This window comes from Nonomuraea sp. NPDC049725, assembly GCF_040674795.1.
Classification (GTDB): domain Bacteria; phylum Actinomycetota; class Actinomycetes; order Streptosporangiales; family Streptosporangiaceae; genus Nonomuraea; species Nonomuraea ceibae.
Genome location: NZ_JBFANJ010000020.1, coordinates 47,168 through 63,371 on the forward strand (window position 1 = coordinate 47,168; position 16,204 = coordinate 63,371).

Here is a 16,204-nt window from a genome sequence, read left to right on the forward strand (position 1 = left end):
CGCGGTCAGAATCCGGCCACATCTGCTCGTAGCGTGACGGCATGACAGCGCGCACCATCACCCTTCGCGGAGCCCGGACGAACAACCTGGCCGGTCTGGACGTCGACATCCCGCGCAACCGGCTGGTCGTGTTCGCGGGCGTGTCCGGCTCGGGCAAGTCGTCGCTGGTGTTCGACACGATCGCCGCCGAGGCGGGCCACCAGCTCAACGAGACGTTCCCGCCGTTCGCCCGCAACCGGCTGCCGAAGTGGACGCGACCCGACGTCGAGCACATCGGCGGCCTGACCCCCGTGGTCGTCATCGACCAGCGGCGCATCGGCGGCAACGCCCGCTCGACGGTCGGCACGATCACGGACGCGTGGACGTACCTGCGGCTGCTGTTCTCCCGCCTCAGCAGCCCGTACGTGGGCGAGTCGAACCGGTTCTCCTTCAACGAGCCCGCCGGCATGTGCCCCACCTGCTCCGGGCTCGGCGAGGTGGTGGTCAGCGCGGTCGACCGCTTCCTCGACCTGGACAAGTCGCTGGCCGACGGCGCGATCCTGCTGCCCGGCTTCGGCAACGGCGGCTACTGGTACTCCCGGTACGCCGACATCGGCGCCTTCGACGCCCACACCCCGCTCCGCGACTGGACCCCGGCCGAACGCGAGGCACTGCTGTACGGCGGCGAGGCCGCGGCCGCGCTCGGCAGCAGGCCGCCCCGGGACTACGAGGGCGTCGTCGAGCGGTTCGAACGCATCTACCTGCACACCTCCGACAACCTGTCCGAGCGCAAGCAGGAGGCCATCCGGCGCTTCACCCGCGCCGGGACCTGCCCCGAGTGCGGCGGCGACCGGCTCGCCAAGGCGGCCAGGACGGCCACCGTGCTCGGCCGCACGATCGGCGAGCTGTCCCGCATGGAGATCACCGAGCTCGCCGCCCTGGTCCGCGCCATCGACTCCCCCGGCGTCGCGCCCGTCGTCGCCGCCCTGGTGGAACGGCTGGAGGCGATGGTCACGATCGGGCTCGGCTACCTCACGCTCGGCCGGGCGACCACGACGCTGTCCGGCGGCGAGTCGCAGCGGATCAAGATGGTCAAGCACCTGGGCTCCAGCCTCGCCGAGATGACGTACGTGGTGGACGAGCCGACCGTGGGCCTGCACCCGACCGACGTGGAGTCCATGATCGAGCTGCTGGAGCGGCTGCGCGACAGCGGCAACACCGTGCTCGTCGTCGAGCACGACCCCGCCGTCATGGCGCACGCCGACCAGGTCGTCGAGATCGGGCCCGGCGCCGGCGCGGGCGGCGGGCGGCTCGTCTTCCAGGGGCCGTTCGACCGGCTGCGGGAGGCGGACACGCCCACCGGCCGCGCCCTGGCCCGGCGGCTGCCGGTCAACACCGCCCCGCGGCAGGCGACGGGCCACCTCACGGTGGCGGGCGCCTCCCGCAACAACCTGCGCGACCTCACCGTACGGATCCCCACGGGCGTGCTGACCGTGTTCACCGGGGTCGCCGGGTCCGGCAAGTCCAGCCTGGCCCACGAGCTCGTCGCCCAGCACGACGCCACGGTGATCGACCAGCGGCCGGTCAGCGCGAACCGCCGCTCGACCCCGATCACCTACACCGGGATCGCCCCGGCGATCCGCAGGCTGTTCGCCCGGCGCAACGGCGTCCCCGCCGCGCTGTTCAGCGCCAACTCCGAGGGCGCCTGCCCGGCGTGCAAGGGGCTCGGCGTGATCTACACCGACCTGGCGTTCATGGACGGCCAGGAGGTCCGGTGCGAGACCTGCGCGGGCCGCCGGTTCACCCCGGAGGTCCTGGCCCACACCGTGGACGGCCTGTCGATCGCCGACGTCGACGACCTCACCATCGCCGAGGCCGTCGACCGGCTGCCCGACCGGGCCATCGCGGACGCGCTGCGCCAGCTCTCCGCCGTCGGCCTCGGCTACCTGCGCCTGGGGCAGTCGCTGAGCACGCTGTCGGGCGGGGAGTGCCAGCGCGTCAAGATCGCCAAGGAGCTGCGGGAGTCGGCTCGGCCCACCGTGTACGTGCTCGACGAGCCGACGACCGGCCTGCACCCGAGCGACGTCGGCACGCTCCTGCGCGTCCTCGGCGACCTCGTGGCGCAGGGGCACACCGTGGTCGTCATCGAGCACAACCTGGACGTCGTCCGGCAGGCCGACTGGCTCGTGGACCTCGGGCCGGGGCCGGGCCAGCACGGCGGGAGCGTGCTGTACGAGGGCCCCGTCGCCGGCTGCACCGACCGCTCGACCCCCACCGGCCGCGCCCTCGCCGGGTGACCGCGCCGGGTGACCGCGCCGGGTGATCGCGGGCGGCCCTCACCCGGCGCCCGGGCAGGTGGCGCCGGGCGGCGGGAGGCGCAGGCTGATCAGGTAGCGGTTGACGTGCGCGGTGACGCAGCCGCCAGGACCGGACACGTACAGCGTGTGCCCGTGGCCCTCGTACCGGAGGCTGGACGAGCCCGGCACCCGGCGGACGGCGCGGGCCACCTCGTCGTGGTCCGTCCAGCTCCCCACCCCGAGCAGCGGCGGCAGCCCCCGCGCGGGCAGCGGCGCGGGCGGGTTGGTGACCGGCGCGGGCCAGCCCGCGCAGGCCAGCGGCCACCACGAGCGCTGCCCGGCGAAGTGCGGCGATACCCGCTCCGCCTCGCGCAGCGCCTCACGGAAGGCGGCGTAGCTCCCGTACCCCTTGCCGTCCAGGCAGTGCGTCATGTTCTGGCCGGCGGCCGAGGGCACCTTGGCGCTGCCGGTGGCCTGCCTGACGTAGTCGGCGAACCCGGAGGCGTCGCCGCCCTCCGCCTTCTCGATCGCGGCGGCGAGCTGGACCCAGCGGGGCACCTCGGGCTCGCGGCCGGGCGAGACGAAGCTGGGCCCGGCGGCGACCTTCAGGTCGAACCCGCTGTAGGCGGCCCCCGACGGGTCGCCGCGCACCGGCACCGGCTTCCGGTCGGCGGCGGTGACCAGCCGTCGCCACACCCCGGCCACGTCCCTGCCGTGCAGCGCGCAGGCGGTGTCCGCCCGGCACCAGGCGGCGAAGCGCACCAGCTGCCGCTCCAGCCGCGCGTACAGGGCGGGCTCGGTGGCGGCGACCGGCTCCTGGTGGTCGGCGGCGCCGTCCAGGACCATCGCGCGCACCCGGGCGGGGAACAGCCGGGCGTACGCCTCGGCGGGGTGACCGCCGTAGGAGTTGGCCAGGAAGCTCAGCCGCGGCTCGCCGAGCGCCACGCGGACGGCCTCGATGTCGCGGGCGACGGAGGCGGAGTCCATGTGGTCGAACAGCTCGGGGTCTGCGGCGCGGCACCGCTCGGCGTGCTCCCGGTTCGCCCGCGCCAGCTCGGCCCACTCGGCGCGGTCGCCGGGCAGCGTGATCCACGGGCCGGTGGACAGGCACGCGTACGGCAGCGGGCCGCCGGGGACGGCGGTGTTGCGGGGCGCGAGGCTGACGACGTCGAACCGGTTGCGCAGCTTGGCGAACCGCGCGTGGTGCTGCTTCAGGTCGTCGATCCCCGACCCGCCGGGGCCGCCGGGGACGGAGAACAGGACGCCGATCCGGCGGCCCGCCCCGGAGGCGGGCAGCATCGCGACCGGCACGGTGATCGTGCGCCCGGCGGGCTTCCGCCAGTCGAGCGGCACCTCGACGGAGGCGCACCGCAGGTCCCCGGGCGCGTCCTTGTCCGCGCACGGCCGCCAGGCCAGGGCGGACGCCGCGCCGCCAGCGTCACCGGACGCGGGCGCCACCGCCGGCCCTTCCGGCACCCCTGGTGACAGCCCGGCCGCCGGCAGGACCGTGGGCAGGACCGCCGTCAGCGCCATCAGCAGCACCGCGGCCGCGCCGGCGAGCAGCGGCCTGAGCCTGCGGCCCTTCAGCGCCGTGACCGTCGCGCCCGCCGCCAGCGCGACGGCGACGTGGCCCGCGAGCAGCGCCGCCGCCGCGACGGGCGGCAGCAGCCCGTCCACCCCGGCGACCTGCGCGGGCAGGTTCTCCAGCAGGTACGAGCCCACCTGGGCCCGCAGCGGCGACGGCAGCGCCTGCGCGGCCACGGGCAGCACCAGGAAGACCAGCACGAGCGCGACCAGGGTGCCCGGCGTCGACCGGATCGCCGCGCCCGCCCCCAGCCCGACGAGGGCCGCCGCCGTCATGGACAGCCCGGAGACGGCCACCGACGCGAGCACGCCCGGCTCGGCGAGCGAGGTCCCCAGCGTCCCGCCGTCGAGCAGCAGCTGGTCCGCCCGGCTGCCGAGGACCGCCTGCGCGGCCCCGTGCATGGCGAACGCCAGGACCTGACCGGCGACCAGGGTGACGGCGGCCAGGCCCGGCACCTTGGCGAACAGGAACACCTGCCGCCTCGGCACCGCCGCCAGGCTGGTGCGGATCAGGCCGGTGGCGTGCTCGGCGGTGATCGTGAGCGCGCCCAGCGTGCCGAACACGACGTAGGCGATCGGCAGGCCCGTGCCCAGCCCGGCGCCGATGCCGGTGAAGCCCAGCCGCTCCTCGAACGTCTGCCGGTCGAACCCGCGCCCGATCAGGTACGCCACCCCGGCGCAGCCCAGCACGGCGAGCAGCGAGACGGCCAGCAGGTACGCGTTGGAGCGCAGCGAGCGGAGCTTGTGCCATTCGGCGGCGATCGCGTCCGTCATCGGCCCTGCTCCGTCCCGGTACGGGCGCCGTACTCGACGCTGTCCTCGGTGAGCTCCATGAATGCCTCCTCCAGTGATGCGCCGCGTGGTGTCAGCTCGCGCAGCGCGACGCCCGCGCCCAGCGCCAGCTCCCCGATCACCTCGGCGTCCAGCCCCCGCACGGACAGCCCCCGCACGGACAGGTCACGCACGGACGGGCCACGTACGGACGGGTCGCGCACGGGTGGGCCGGGGGGCTCCTCTTCGGGGGTCACGGTGGCGCCGTGCGCGCGCAGGACCCCGGCCAGCCGTTCCGGGTCCGCGGCCCGGACCAGCACGTCGCGGCGGAAGCGGCCGGCCAGCTCGCCGATCGCCGTGTCCGCGATCAGCTTGCCGCGCCCGATGACGACGACGTGGTCGGCGGTGAGCGCCAGCTCGTTCATCAGGTGGCTCGACAGCAGGACGGTCCGCCCCTCGGCGGCCAGCGCCCGCAGCAGGTCGCGGATCCAGCGGATGCCCTCCGGGTCGAGCCCGTTCAGCGGCTCGTCGAACATCAGCACCGCCGGGTCGCCCAGCAGCGCCGCCGCGATCCCCAGCCGCTGCTTCATGCCCAGGGAGAAGCCGCCGATCCGCCGCCCGGCCACGTCCGTCAGCCCCACCTGGCCGAGCACCTCGTCCACCCGCCCGGCGCCGATGCCGTTGCTGCGGGCCAGGCAGCGCAGGTGGTCGCGGGCGGTCCGGCCGCCGTGCACGGCCCCGGCGTCGAGCAGCGCGCCCATCGTGCGCATCGGGCGGCGCAGCGACGCGTACGGCCGCCCGTCCACCAGCGCCTCGCCTCCGGCGGGCACCTCCAGCCCGAGCACGGCCCGCATGGTGGTGGACTTGCCCGCGCCGTTGGGGCCCAGGAATCCGGTCACCAGGCCCGGTCTCACGCTGAAAGTCAGCCCGTCCACGGCGACCGTGCGGCCGTAGCGCATGGTCAGTCCCCGTACGTCGATCACGTCTCCCCCTCGTCCGGCATGGTCGGCCGGAACGAGCCTCGCGGTGCGCGGGCCCGGTCTCCAGGGGGGCCGGTCCACCTCCGGGGTGGGAATTCACCACCCCGGTGGTAGGCGCAGACCTACCGCCGCATGCTCGCGGGCACGGCAGACTGCAGGGGTGAAGGGGAGGAAGACCGTCGCCCGGCGGGCGCTCGGCGCCGTCGCCGGGGTGGGGGCGCTGGCGCTGAACGCCGCCACCGGGGTGGCCGCGCCCGTCCTGCTCGCCCTGCTGGCGTCGGGCGCCGCGCTGGCGCCGCTCACCGGGCGGCCGCTCGCGTGGGCGCGCACGGCGGTGCGCCGGCTGGCCGGGCATCAGCGCCGGTGGGCGCGGCGGGTGCTCGCCCGGGACGGCGGCCCGGCGGACGCACCGGCGGGCGGCCCGGTGGATGCCCCGGCGGACGCTCGGCGGGAGGTGCTGTGGCTGGCCGTGCACACGGTGTCCGGACCGGCTCCCGTGGCCGTGGTGTGGGCGATGCTGGCGGCCCTCGACCATCTGTTCTTCCGGCTCCAGCCGTCCCGCCCGAGCACGCTGAACACGTACTCCATCAGCCTGGCCCTCGTGGCGATCGCGGTCATGACCCTGCTGGCCGTGCCGCTGTTCCGCACCGGGCAGGCGTGGCTGGCGCGGCGCCTGCTCGACGCGCGGCCCGCGCCGGACGCGCGCATCCGGGAGCTGACCGCCTCCCGCGCCGCGGTCGTCGACGCGCACGCCGCCGAGCTGCGCCGCATCGAACGCGACCTGCACGACGGCGCCCAGGCCAAGCTCATCGCCATCCGCATGAGCCTGGGGCTGGCGCGCGCCGCCGCCGACCCGGACGAGGTGCTGCGCGCGGTCGACGAAGCCAGGGAGGTCGCCGGTCAGGCCCTGACCGACCTGCGCGACCTGGTGCGCGGCATCCACCCGCCGGTGCTGGCCGACCGCGGCCTGCCGGGCGCGATCGGGGCGTCCGCGCTGCTCTGCCCGATCCCCGTCGACGTCGACGCCGAGCTGCCCGGCCGCCCGCAGCCGCCCGTCGAGTCGGCGGCGTACTTCGCGGCGGCCGAGGCGCTGGCCAACGTGGCCAAGCACAGCGGCGCGTCGCGGGCCTGGGTGCGGCTGCGGCACACCGGTGGCGTGCTGCGGCTGACGGTGGGCGACGACGGTCACGGCGGCGTGCGCCGCGACCTCGGCACCGGCGTGCGCGGCATCGAGGACCGGCTGTCGGCCTTCGACGGCACGCTCACCGTGGACAGCCCGCCGGGCGGGCCGACCGAGCTGATCATGGAGGTGCCGTGCGCGTTGTCATAGCCGAGGACCTTGCCCTGCTGCGCGACGGGCTGGTCCGGCTGCTGTCGGCGTACGGCTGCACCGTGGTGGAGGCGGTCGACAACGGCCCGATGCTGCTGGAGGCGCTGCTGCGGCACCGCCCCGACGTGTCGGTGATCGACGTGCGGCTGCCGCCGGGCTTCACCGACGAGGGGCTGCGCGCCGCCCTGGAGGCGCGGGCCCGGGTGCCGGGGCTGCCGGTGCTGATCCTGTCGCAGTACGTGGAGCAGCTGTACGCCAGGGAGCTGCTGTCGGACCGGTCCGGTGGGGTGGGCTACCTGCTGAAGGACCGGGTGGGCGACGTCGACGGGTTCGTCGGCGCGGTGCGCCAGGTGGCGGCCGGGGGCACCGCGATGGACCCGGAGGTCGTCTCGCAGCTCCTCACCCGGCGCGGCCGGGACGAGCCGCTGGCCGCGCTGACGCCGCGCGAGCGGGAGGTGCTGGCCCTGATGGCGGAGGGCCTGTCCAACCTGGCGATCGCGGCGCGCTTCCGCGTCACCGACAAGGCGGTCGCCAAGCACACCACGAACATCTTCGCCAAGCTCGGCCTGCCGCCGTCCGACGACCACAACCGGCGCGTCATGGCGGTCCTGGCCTACCTCCAGGCCACCCCATAGCCACCCCCGGCCCCACCGTCCACACTGACGAACCGGACGGGCACGGGGGCCGGGGGAGGGCTCAGTCGCCGTCCGGGGGGACGCGGCCGGGCGGGGGCGGGGTCGGGGCGCCGCCGGTGAGCGTGTCCTCGGGACGTACGGGGAGGTTCGACTCGCGGACGTAGAACGCGGGCGCGCGGGGGGCGACGCGGTGGACGTAGCGGCCGACCACCGCCACCCCGGCGAGCGTGGCCGCGGACACCAGCAGGTGCGCGGCCTCCAGCCCGAGTGCCGCCGCCGCCAGCGCCAGCACCGCCACCAGGTAGAGCGCGTTCAGGGGCCGCCACGAGAAGCCGAAGAACAGCTCGAAGGCGTGCCCGGCCAGCCGGGCGGGCCGCAGCTTGGAGCGCCCGGCGTCGCGTTCGCGGTGGCTGACGTCGACCGCGGTGTGCCGCGCCCCCACCAGCGGCACCGCGGGCATGAACCAGGGCAGGCGCAGCTCGCTGATCGTCCGGGCGACGCTGGTGCGCATGAGCCGGAACGTGGAGGCGCCGCGCGGCATGTCGATGCGGAACACGGCCCGCGCCGCCCAGTGCAGCCCGGCCGAGCCGATCTTGCGCAGGAGCGGGTCGCGCCGGCGCACCCGGCGGCCGAAGACGACGTCGTAGCCCTCGGCGGCCCTGTCGAGCAGCTTCCAGATCTGCGACGGCGGCACCTGCAGGTCGGCGTCGCACTGCACGATCCACGGCCACGCGGCGTAGCGGTAGCCGGCGGCCGTGACGGCGTCGATGCCGAAGTTGCGGGTGAAGGACAGGTAGCCCACTCTCGGGTCGGCCCCGGCCAGCGCCCGGATGCGGGCGAGCGAGTCGTCGGTGCTGCCGTCGTCGACGAACAGGATCTGCAGGTCGGCGAGGTCCGCCAGCTCCCCGGTGAGTTCCCGGTAGGCGACCTCCACCTGCGCGCCCTCGTTGTAGCACGGAACCAGCACGGTCAGCCCGGTGCTCATCGCGCCCTCCACAGCGCCAGGCCGAGGACGAGCGGGTTCGCCCCCAGCGCGTACACGGCTCCGGCCGCCCCGGTCAGGGGTACGGCCACGGCGCCCAGCGCGGCGACCGCGACCAGGGCGACGACGACGGCCCGGGCGTTGGCCCGTAGGTCGGTGTGTTCGACGACGAAGGTGGCGCCGCTGGCCAGGGCCTGCATCGGCAGCAGCGTGAGGGCGAGCGCGGCGAGCGCGACCGGCCCGTGCGCGCCTGCCGCCAGCGCGAACCCGGCGGCCGTCAGCCAGAGGGCGGCGCCCAGCGCGGCGAGCCCGGCCATGCGCCGCCCCAACACGCGCGCCCCGGCCGCTCCCCCGCCGGCCACCCGCAGGGAGAGCTGCGGCTGGTAGATGCGCTGCACCGTGTAGAGGATCGACAGCGCGAACCCCCAGCCCAGCGTGACCAGGTACAGCTCGCCGCTGTGGGCCGCGTACGGGCTCAGGGCGAGCTCGACGAAGAGCACTCCGATCATCGCGTTGTTCATCACATCGGCGGCGCCCATCAGCAGCACCGTGCCGGTGAGCACGCGGCGCAGCCCCGGCCGGGGCCGTGATGCGCGCGGCAGCCCGGGCAGCAGGGACAGGTTGAGCGCGGTGACCAGCGCCAGCAGCCCGGCCAGGTAGCCGGCCGGGCCGACCCCGGCGAGGAAGGCGAGCGCCGCCATCGCGCCCATCCCGAGGCCGAGCACGGCGAAGTGGACGGTGTCGCGCGTGTAGCGGCCGAGCGCGCGGTGCAGGGCGACGCCGAGCATGCCGCAGCCCAGCGCCACGTAGTAGGCGACGCCCAGCAGGTAGAGCGTGACCGGCTCCCCCGGGGCGAGGGCCAGCGCGGCCAGCGCCGCCGCGAGCGGCGGCAACGGCACGTAGGCGACCAGGACGCGCAGCATCCCGGCGAGGTCGTCCCGGGTGCGCCGGGCGCGCGGGATGAGCTTCAGCGCCGCCTTCTCGCCGCCCGACTGGACGACCATGCACAGCCAGCCGGCCGCCCCCATCACCGCCCCGTACGCGTCGAACTCGGCCCGGCTCCAGGCCAGCGCCAGCAGGGCCGCCGAGCCGTACAGCATCACCCGGAAGGCGGCGCGGCCGGCCAGGAGCGTCACGAGCCGGGGCAGCCCGATGCGGTGGGCGGCGGCGGTCATCCGGCGTCCTGGCCGGCGAGCAGGCCGGCGGGCTGCTCGGCGGGCTGGCCGGCGGGCAGGTCGGCGAGCACCCGGTCGCGGAGCGGGCGTGAGCCGTCGCGCAGGTAGGCGCGCAGCGCGTCCTCGATCTCGGCGGCGCCGAAGCGGCCGAGCACCCCGGCCAGCGACGGCCCTCTCTCCACCTGGAACAGCGCCGAGAACAGCGCTCTGACCTGGGCGGATTCGAGGCGTTCCGGCAGCGGGAGGAGGCCGGCGACGAGCTCGGGGTCCGGCGGCTCCGCCGGTGGCGCCGCCGGCCAGGTGGCCGGGCGGCCGGGCCCGGCGAACCAGGCGCGCACGTGGGCGAGCCGTTCGGCGGCCCAGGGGTCGCCCGGCGCCAGGCGGGCCTCGGCGAGCGGCAGGTCGTAGCAGGTGGCGTGCAGGGCGGCGCACACCTGGGAGAAGGCGGGCGGCTTGGCGGGCAGGTCGGCGAGCGGGATCTCGCTGATCTCGGCGAGGAGCGCCGCGGCGGCGTCGTCGGTCCTGGCCTTGGCCACGAACGCGTCGAACTCCTGGTACCAGCGGTTCATCGCGGCCCGGTCGGGCGGGCCGTCGTCGCCGCGCTCGCGCAGCCAGCGGATCATCCGGGCGGGCAGGTACGGTTCGAGCGGATCGCCGGCCACGGACCGGAGCACGACCGGGATCGCGCGGAAGACGGCCCCGCAGGCGCGGCAGGCGTGCCGCCGCCGGTTCGGCAGGCGGCCCGGCAGCGGCACGGGATGCGGGTCCCCGCACTGGACGCACCTCACGGCGGCTCCCTTCACCACGGCACCGCCAGCGCCGAGGAGGTCACCAGTTCGGCGCCCAGGTCGCTCTTGACCTCGGCCTGCCCCTTGCCGAGCACCAGGCCGCGCCTGCCCGCGCCGATGGCCCACTCGATCATGCGGACGTAGCCGTCGAAGTACAGGTGCTTGCGCCCGCCCTGCTCGACGGGGACGGCGCCCCAGCTCAGGCAGATGGGCCAGGCGGCGTGGTCGAGGATGAGCGACAGGCCGAGCAGCCTCCCGCGCCGCCGGTACGTCAGCGCGACGCATTCGCCGCTGCCGATCAGCGCCTCCAGGTAGGGCAGCGGGAGCGGCGGGGCGGGGGTGAGCCGGCTGCGGTGCTTGAGGTCGTTCTCGGCGCGCATCCGGGCCGCCTCGTCGGCGCTGACCAGCTCGCCGGCCGGACCGACGCGAACCGACAGTTCGGCGGCGATGGTTCGGGCGCGCCTGCGCAGGGAGTCGCGGCGGCGCGGGTCGAGCACGGCGTACCACTGGTCCAGGTCGGGCCAGGGCAGGGCGAGCGTGGCCAGCGGCGCGGTCGGCAGGCGGAGCCTGAGCCGGCCGGGCAGCCGGGCGGCCTCGCCGTCCGACACCTCACGCCAGACGGTGCCCCGCCAGCCGGGGCCGAGGTGGCGGCGCAGCGCGCGCGTGCAGGCGGGCAGCAGGTCGGGGTCGGGGTCGCCGCGCCACCACCAGCCCTTCTGCGACCGGTTGGCGGGCGCGTGCACGTCCACGACGCCGGCGGGCCCGCGCCGGTCGGCGTAGGCGCCGCGCCGCAGCCTGGGTGAGCGCAGTGAGGCCGCCACCGCTCCCACGGCCCGGCCGTCGCGTCGTGCCACCGCCAGCGCGAGGGGCGCCTGCGCGCTCCAGGCGTAGGCGCGCAGCAGGTCGTACCGCCAGGTCACCCGCTGGCCGGCGGCCTGGCGTAACTCCTCCCAGTCGCCGGGCTCGGGGTCGTGGCGCGGGTCCAGCAGCTCGACCCTCATCCGATCGCCCACCGGGGGACGGCCACCAGCCGCATGGGCAGGTAGTCGAAGCCGAGCGAGCGCTTCACGTCGACGAACCCGCGGCCGGCGAACAGCCGTTCGGCGCGGCCGGCGGTCGCGTGGGCGATGATCCGGACGTAGCTGTCGAAGTACAGGTCTTTCCGGCCGCCCTCCTCGGCGGGCAGGGCCGCCCAGGGCCCGTACATGGGCGTGGTGGGATGGTCGTAGACGACGGCGAAGGCCAGGAGCCGGTCGCCCTCGTGGTAGGAGACGGTCCGGACGTCGTCGCGCCGGATCAGCTCGGCGAAGTAGGCGGCGGTCAGCGGCAGGCGGCGGTCGAGCGCGGCGGCCACCCAGCCCTGCGGCGTCGTGGGCGCGGTCAGCCGGGCGGCGTGGCGCTCGTGCAGCCGGGCCAGCTCGGCGGGGTCGAGGTCGGCGCGGCCGTTGCCCTCCACGACGGTCAGCGTGCCGTCCTCCTCGATCCGCCTGATCTGGCGGCGCAGCGTGGAGCGGCGGTTGCGGCTGAGCGTGGCGATCCACCCGTCGCGGGCGGGCCAGCGTACGGGAAGCTGTGTGGTGCCCGGGGACTGGCGGACCAGGGCGCCGGCCCTGGCGACGAGCGGCAGCGCGGCTTCGGTGACCATCCGGTAGACGACCCCGGCCAGCCGCCAGCCGAACTCGGCGGCGGCGGCCCGCTCGAAGCCCCTGATGAGCTCGCGCCCTTCGGCGCCGCCGGGCAGGCACCAGGTGGGGCCGTTGGAGTGGGCGGGCAGGCGCACGTCGAGCACGAGCGGCCCGCGTCCGGACCGGATCGCGCCCACCGCGCCGACGATGCGCCCCGCCTCGTGGACGACGCACAGGAGGGGCCGGGCCCACGATCGCTCGAAGGAGGCGCGGATCACGTCATAGGACCAGATGGCCGTCAGGTCGTGGCTGCGGCGGAAGTCTTCCCAGCCGTCGGGCTCGGGGTCTCGCCCTGGCTGTAAGAAGCTGAACTTCACGATGTGCCCTATTCGGATTAGGCATAACAACTCTGCATCAGACTTATGGCCTGTTAAGAATCGCAGTATATGTCTGCTTTGATCATGGACGCGCATCAACACCTGGTGCGTGAATCTGCTGCCCGAGCATCACCAGTGCACGGCGTTTCACCAGGGGAAACAGCATGAAAGTTGGCGTCACCGGAGGTAACGGCTTCATCGGCCGCTACGTCTGTGAGGAGTTAGCCACCCGCGGTCACACCCCCGTCGTCTTCGACCACCGCGATCGCGGCGCCGGAAGCTTCGAGTTCATGCTCGGCGACATCAGGGATGCCACGGCGATGGTCGAGCTGGCCGCGCACACCGACGCGATCATCCACCTCGCCGCCGTCCTCGGCACCCAGGAGACCATCGACAACCCGCGCCCCGCGGCCGAGACCAACCTCTCCGGCGGCCTGAACTTCCTCGAGGCCGTCACCCAGTACGACCTGCCCGGCGTCTACATCTGCGTCGGCAACCACTGGATGGACAACAGCTACTCCATCTCCAAGACCGCCGTCGAGCGTTTCGTGCGCATGTTCAACGCGCACCGCGGCACCCGCGTCAACCAGGTCCGCGTCGTCAACGCCTACGGCCCCCGCCAGATGGCCGCCCCGCCCTTCGCTCCCGGCAAGGTACGCAAGATCACCCCGGCGGTGATCTGCCGCGCGCTGTCCGGCATGCCGGTCGAGCTCTACGGCGGCGGCACGCAGATCTCCGACATGGTCTGGGTCGGCGACGTCGCCCGCGGCCTGGTGTCGGCGCTCGAGGCCGCCGCCGCGGGCAACACCCTGGACCACGTCGTCGAGGTCGGCCCCGTCGAGTCCGCGAGCATCCGCACGATCGCCGAGCTGATCATCGACCTGTGCGTGGAGCGCGGGCACGACCGCGTCCCGATCGTCGACCTGCCGATGCGTCCGGGCGAGACCCCGGACACCGCCGTCACCGCCGACCCGGAGACGCTGCGCGCGGTCGGCATCGACCCCGCCACCCTCGTGTCGCTGTCGGAGGGCATGGCCAAGACCGTCGACTGGTTCATCGAGAACCGCGGCACCCACTGGAACAGCCCTTCATGAGACACCTGGTGGTCCTCGGCGGCTCGGACGGCACGGTCAGCGCCTTCCGCGCCGCCCGGCGGCTCGGCCTGGCGACGATCTGCGTCGACATGCGGGCCGACGCGCCGGGGGCCGTGGAGGCCGACGAGTTCCTGCACGTCAGCACCCGTGACGTGGCCGCCGTCGCGGCCGCGTTGCGGGGCCGGGCCGACCTGGCCGGCATCCTGGCTCCGGGCAGCGACATCAACCTTCCGTCGCTGGTCGAGCTGGCCGGCCTGCTCGGCCTGCCCTGCGGGGTGCCGGAGGAGACGCTGCGCGCCTCCACGGACAAGATCTACTTCCGCCGGGTGTGCGAGCGGATCGGCCTGCCCGGACCGCGTTACGCCGATCGGCCGCAGGACCGGCCGCCGCTGCCGGTCATCGTCAAGCCCGTCGACTCCGGCAGCTCGCGCGGCATCACCGTCATCCGCGAGCAGGCCGAGCTGGGCCCGGCGATCGAGCACGCGGCGGCCGTCTCCCCCAGCGGCCGGTTCGTCATCGAGGAGCTGCTGACCGGGCAGGACCTCTGCGCGGAGGCCATGCTGCAGGACGGCAGGATCGCCCTGCTCGGCCTGAGCAGGCGCGTCACCGAGCCGCCCGGGGTGGTCGCCGTCGGCCACGACATGCTGCCCCCCGGCGCCCTCGACAAGGAGGTCGCCCGGCAGCTCGAACTCCTCTGCGCGGAGATCGGCTACACCGACGGCCCGCTCAACGCCGACCTGTTCGCCGACGGCGGCGAGGTCCGGCTGATCGAGATGGGCGCGCGGATCGGCGGCAACGGGCTGGGCGAGGCGCTCGGGCTGATGCACGGAGTGGACACCGTCGAGGCGACCGTCCGCATGGCGATCGGCGAGCGTCCCGACCTGACGCCGGCCCGGTGCGGGCCGGCCTCGGTACGGGTGCTGCGCGCGCCCGTGGCCGGCACCCTGGTCGCCATCCGGGGCCTGGAGTCGCTGCCCGGCAGCGCCGAGGTCGTCGTGGTGGCCAGGCCGGGAGACCCGGTGGCGCCGTACACCGAGTGCCGCGCCAAGCTCGGCTACGTCGTCGACCACGAGCCGCCCGACCTCGACGCGCTGATCACCGTCGATGTCCGTTGAGGTCATGGCGGCGGGAGTCCCGGCGGTCAGGTTCTCCCCGGTGAGGTGGGAGCGGGCCTACCGGCGCGCGGTGCGCGCCGCGTTCGCCCGCGTCCCCTTCTACCGGGACCAGTGGGTACGGGCCGGGCGGGCGCTCGGTGAGCCGGTGCCCACCCCGAGCACCGAGCTGGCTGGTCAGCTCCACCGCCTGTGCCCGTTCGCCCGGCCCTACGATCAGGGCGCGGAGGCGAGCCCGTGGATCGGCCCGGCCGGTGACCTGCGGGCCGCGCTGGCCGTGGCGGGCGCGGGCGGCCGGGCGCCGGTGCTGGAGGTGCGCCGGGCCGTGCTCGACCGCCGCGCGCTCGGCCCGGGCCGGCGCTACGGCGTGCTGCTCCATCCGGACGCCGACGTCGTGCACGAGCGGCGGCGGCGCGAGCTGAACGAGCCCGCCCTGCGCCTGGCCGAGACGGCCGGGCGGGCGGTCGTGGTCGGCGAGCGGGAGGCCGTGGCGGAGTTCCTGCCCGCGCTGGCCGGGGTCGAGACGCGCGTGCTGGAGCGGACCGGCCTGGCGGGCGCCGGTGACCTGATCCACGACCCGCACCTCGGCTACTACGCCGCGCGCGCCGCGTGCGGCGAGATCCACCTGCTGTGGCGGCGCTTCCACGCCCGGCCCGCGGCCGGCTCGCCCGCGGTCACCGCGCTGCTCAGGCGCAGGCCGACGCTGGTCGACGTGGTCCCGGAAGGGGCCGCCGCACTCGGCCGCTGCCCCGGCCACGGCACCCCGACCCTTGGAGTGACCCCGTGATCACCATGATCAGGGCCAACCTGGTGACGCTCGTCGCCGGCCTCGTGGCCGTCGCACTGGCCGGGCTGGTCCGCTTCGTCCTGCCGTACGAGCAGGACATCACCACGCTGTGGGGCTTCCTCGTCAAGCTCACCCCGCAACTGGCCGCGATCGTGGCCATCGCGTGGCTGGACGTGGAGACCGCGCGCAGGCTTCGGCTGCACCTGGTCGTCCTGCCCGCGCTGTTCCTGGGCTTCCTGCTCTACTTCGTGCCCGGAACGTTCATCGCGGCCATGGACATCGAGGAGGGCCTGAGCACCTTCGAGGAGCTCTATCTGCACGTCGTGGTGTTCGTGCCGTTCCTCATCGTGGCGCTGCTGCTGGCCTACCGGCTGGGCGGCGGGTCGCGGGAGGGCGTGCTGCGGACCGGCCTGGCGATGTCGATCCTGCACGTGTCGGGGCTTGAGGACCTGGTGGCGGTCCTGATGAACCGCAGCCTGGAGACCATCCCCGAGGTGTGGGCGTGGGCCGACCACATCACCGTGCGCCTCGGCCACCCGGCGACCAGGACCGAGGTGTACGTGTTCATCACCGTGCACGTGGTGGCGGCGCTGCTCGTGCTGTTCGTGCCGCGGCGATGGCTCCGGAGATCTCCTCAAACCGACTGAATACGGTTATCGTTTGCGTGCCGGGCATGCCGACCGGCCGG

Annotated in this window: 14 protein-coding genes; 7 read left to right on the top strand and 7 right to left on the bottom strand. The window is 75.0% G+C overall.

Going from position 1 to position 16,204, the window contains the following annotated elements:
* The first annotated feature begins 41 nt into the window (after positions 1–41).
* On the top strand, positions 42–2,276 hold the full coding sequence (locus AB0J53_RS37800) for an excinuclease ABC subunit UvrA (protein WP_364181291.1): 2,235 nt from the start codon (positions 42–44) through the stop codon (positions 2,274–2,276).
* Positions 2,277–2,315: 39 nt separating this feature from the next.
* On the opposite strand, the gene AB0J53_RS37805 is transcribed toward AB0J53_RS37800, so the two are convergent.
* The gene (locus tag AB0J53_RS37805) at positions 2,316–4,634 is read right to left on the bottom strand and encodes an alpha/beta fold hydrolase (RefSeq protein ID WP_364181294.1); all 2,319 of its coding nucleotides are present in this window, start codon (positions 4,632–4,634) and stop codon (positions 2,316–2,318) included.
* Positions 4,631–5,614: an ATP-binding cassette domain-containing protein gene (locus tag AB0J53_RS37810; protein ID WP_364181297.1), complete on the bottom strand. Its 984-nt coding sequence runs from the start codon at positions 5,612–5,614 to the stop codon at positions 4,631–4,633. Before AB0J53_RS37810 ends, AB0J53_RS37805 begins: the two co-directional genes overlap by 4 nt.
* 157 nt (positions 5,615–5,771) lie before the next feature.
* On the opposite strand from AB0J53_RS37810, the gene AB0J53_RS37815 reads away from it, so the two are divergent.
* Both AB0J53_RS37815 and AB0J53_RS37820 read left to right on the top strand, forming a co-directional pair.
* Positions 5,772–6,941 carry a histidine kinase gene (locus AB0J53_RS37815; RefSeq protein WP_364181300.1) on the top strand — a complete coding sequence of 390 codons (1,170 nt, stop codon included), beginning with the start codon at positions 5,772–5,774 and terminating at the stop codon, positions 6,939–6,941.
* Positions 6,926–7,576: a response regulator transcription factor gene (locus AB0J53_RS37820; RefSeq protein ID WP_364181304.1), complete on the top strand. Its 651-nt coding sequence runs from the start codon at positions 6,926–6,928 to the stop codon at positions 7,574–7,576. Before AB0J53_RS37815 ends, AB0J53_RS37820 begins: the two co-directional genes overlap by 16 nt.
* A 61-nt stretch (positions 7,577–7,637) precedes the next feature.
* On the opposite strand, the gene AB0J53_RS37825 is transcribed toward AB0J53_RS37820, so the two are convergent.
* The 5 genes from AB0J53_RS37825 to AB0J53_RS37845 are packed head-to-tail and all read right to left on the bottom strand — an operon-like array spanning position 7,638 to position 12,523.
* Positions 7,638–8,561, bottom strand: coding sequence for a glycosyltransferase (locus AB0J53_RS37825; RefSeq protein ID WP_364181307.1), 924 nt, complete (start codon positions 8,559–8,561; stop codon positions 7,638–7,640).
* Positions 8,558–9,733, bottom strand: a complete 1,176-nt coding sequence (locus tag AB0J53_RS37830) for a hypothetical protein (protein WP_364181310.1) — start codon at positions 9,731–9,733, stop codon at positions 8,558–8,560. The genes AB0J53_RS37825 and AB0J53_RS37830 overlap by 4 nt, the downstream gene beginning before the upstream one ends.
* Positions 9,730–10,521: a hypothetical protein gene (locus AB0J53_RS37835; protein WP_364181313.1), complete on the bottom strand. Its 792-nt coding sequence runs from the start codon at positions 10,519–10,521 to the stop codon at positions 9,730–9,732. Before AB0J53_RS37835 ends, AB0J53_RS37830 begins: the two co-directional genes overlap by 4 nt.
* An 11-nt stretch (positions 10,522–10,532) precedes the next feature.
* On the bottom strand, positions 10,533–11,522 hold the full coding sequence (locus AB0J53_RS37840; RefSeq protein ID WP_364181316.1) for a hypothetical protein: 990 nt from the start codon (positions 11,520–11,522) through the stop codon (positions 10,533–10,535).
* Positions 11,519–12,523, bottom strand: a complete 1,005-nt coding sequence (locus AB0J53_RS37845; RefSeq protein WP_364181319.1) for a GNAT family N-acetyltransferase — start codon at positions 12,521–12,523, stop codon at positions 11,519–11,521. The genes AB0J53_RS37840 and AB0J53_RS37845 overlap by 4 nt, the downstream gene beginning before the upstream one ends.
* 164 nt (positions 12,524–12,687) lie before the next feature.
* Here AB0J53_RS37845 and AB0J53_RS37850 point away from each other — a divergent pair, with 164 nt between their 5' ends.
* Genes AB0J53_RS37850 through AB0J53_RS37865 form a run of 4 tightly spaced genes read left to right on the top strand, consistent with a single transcriptional unit; the run spans position 12,688 to position 16,163 of the window.
* The gene (locus AB0J53_RS37850) at positions 12,688–13,617 is read left to right on the top strand and encodes an NAD-dependent epimerase/dehydratase family protein (protein WP_219510663.1); all 930 of its coding nucleotides are present in this window, start codon (positions 12,688–12,690) and stop codon (positions 13,615–13,617) included.
* Positions 13,614–14,732, top strand: a complete 1,119-nt coding sequence (locus tag AB0J53_RS37855) for an ATP-grasp domain-containing protein (protein WP_364181323.1) — start codon at positions 13,614–13,616, stop codon at positions 14,730–14,732. Before AB0J53_RS37850 ends, AB0J53_RS37855 begins: the two co-directional genes overlap by 4 nt.
* Positions 14,722–15,516 carry a hypothetical protein gene (locus AB0J53_RS37860; protein ID WP_364181326.1) on the top strand — a complete coding sequence of 265 codons (795 nt, stop codon included), beginning with the start codon at positions 14,722–14,724 and terminating at the stop codon, positions 15,514–15,516. Before AB0J53_RS37855 ends, AB0J53_RS37860 begins: the two co-directional genes overlap by 11 nt.
* Positions 15,513–16,163, top strand: a complete 651-nt coding sequence (locus AB0J53_RS37865) for a hypothetical protein (protein WP_357592354.1) — start codon at positions 15,513–15,515, stop codon at positions 16,161–16,163. Before AB0J53_RS37860 ends, AB0J53_RS37865 begins: the two co-directional genes overlap by 4 nt.
* Positions 16,164–16,204 lie beyond the last annotated feature (41 nt).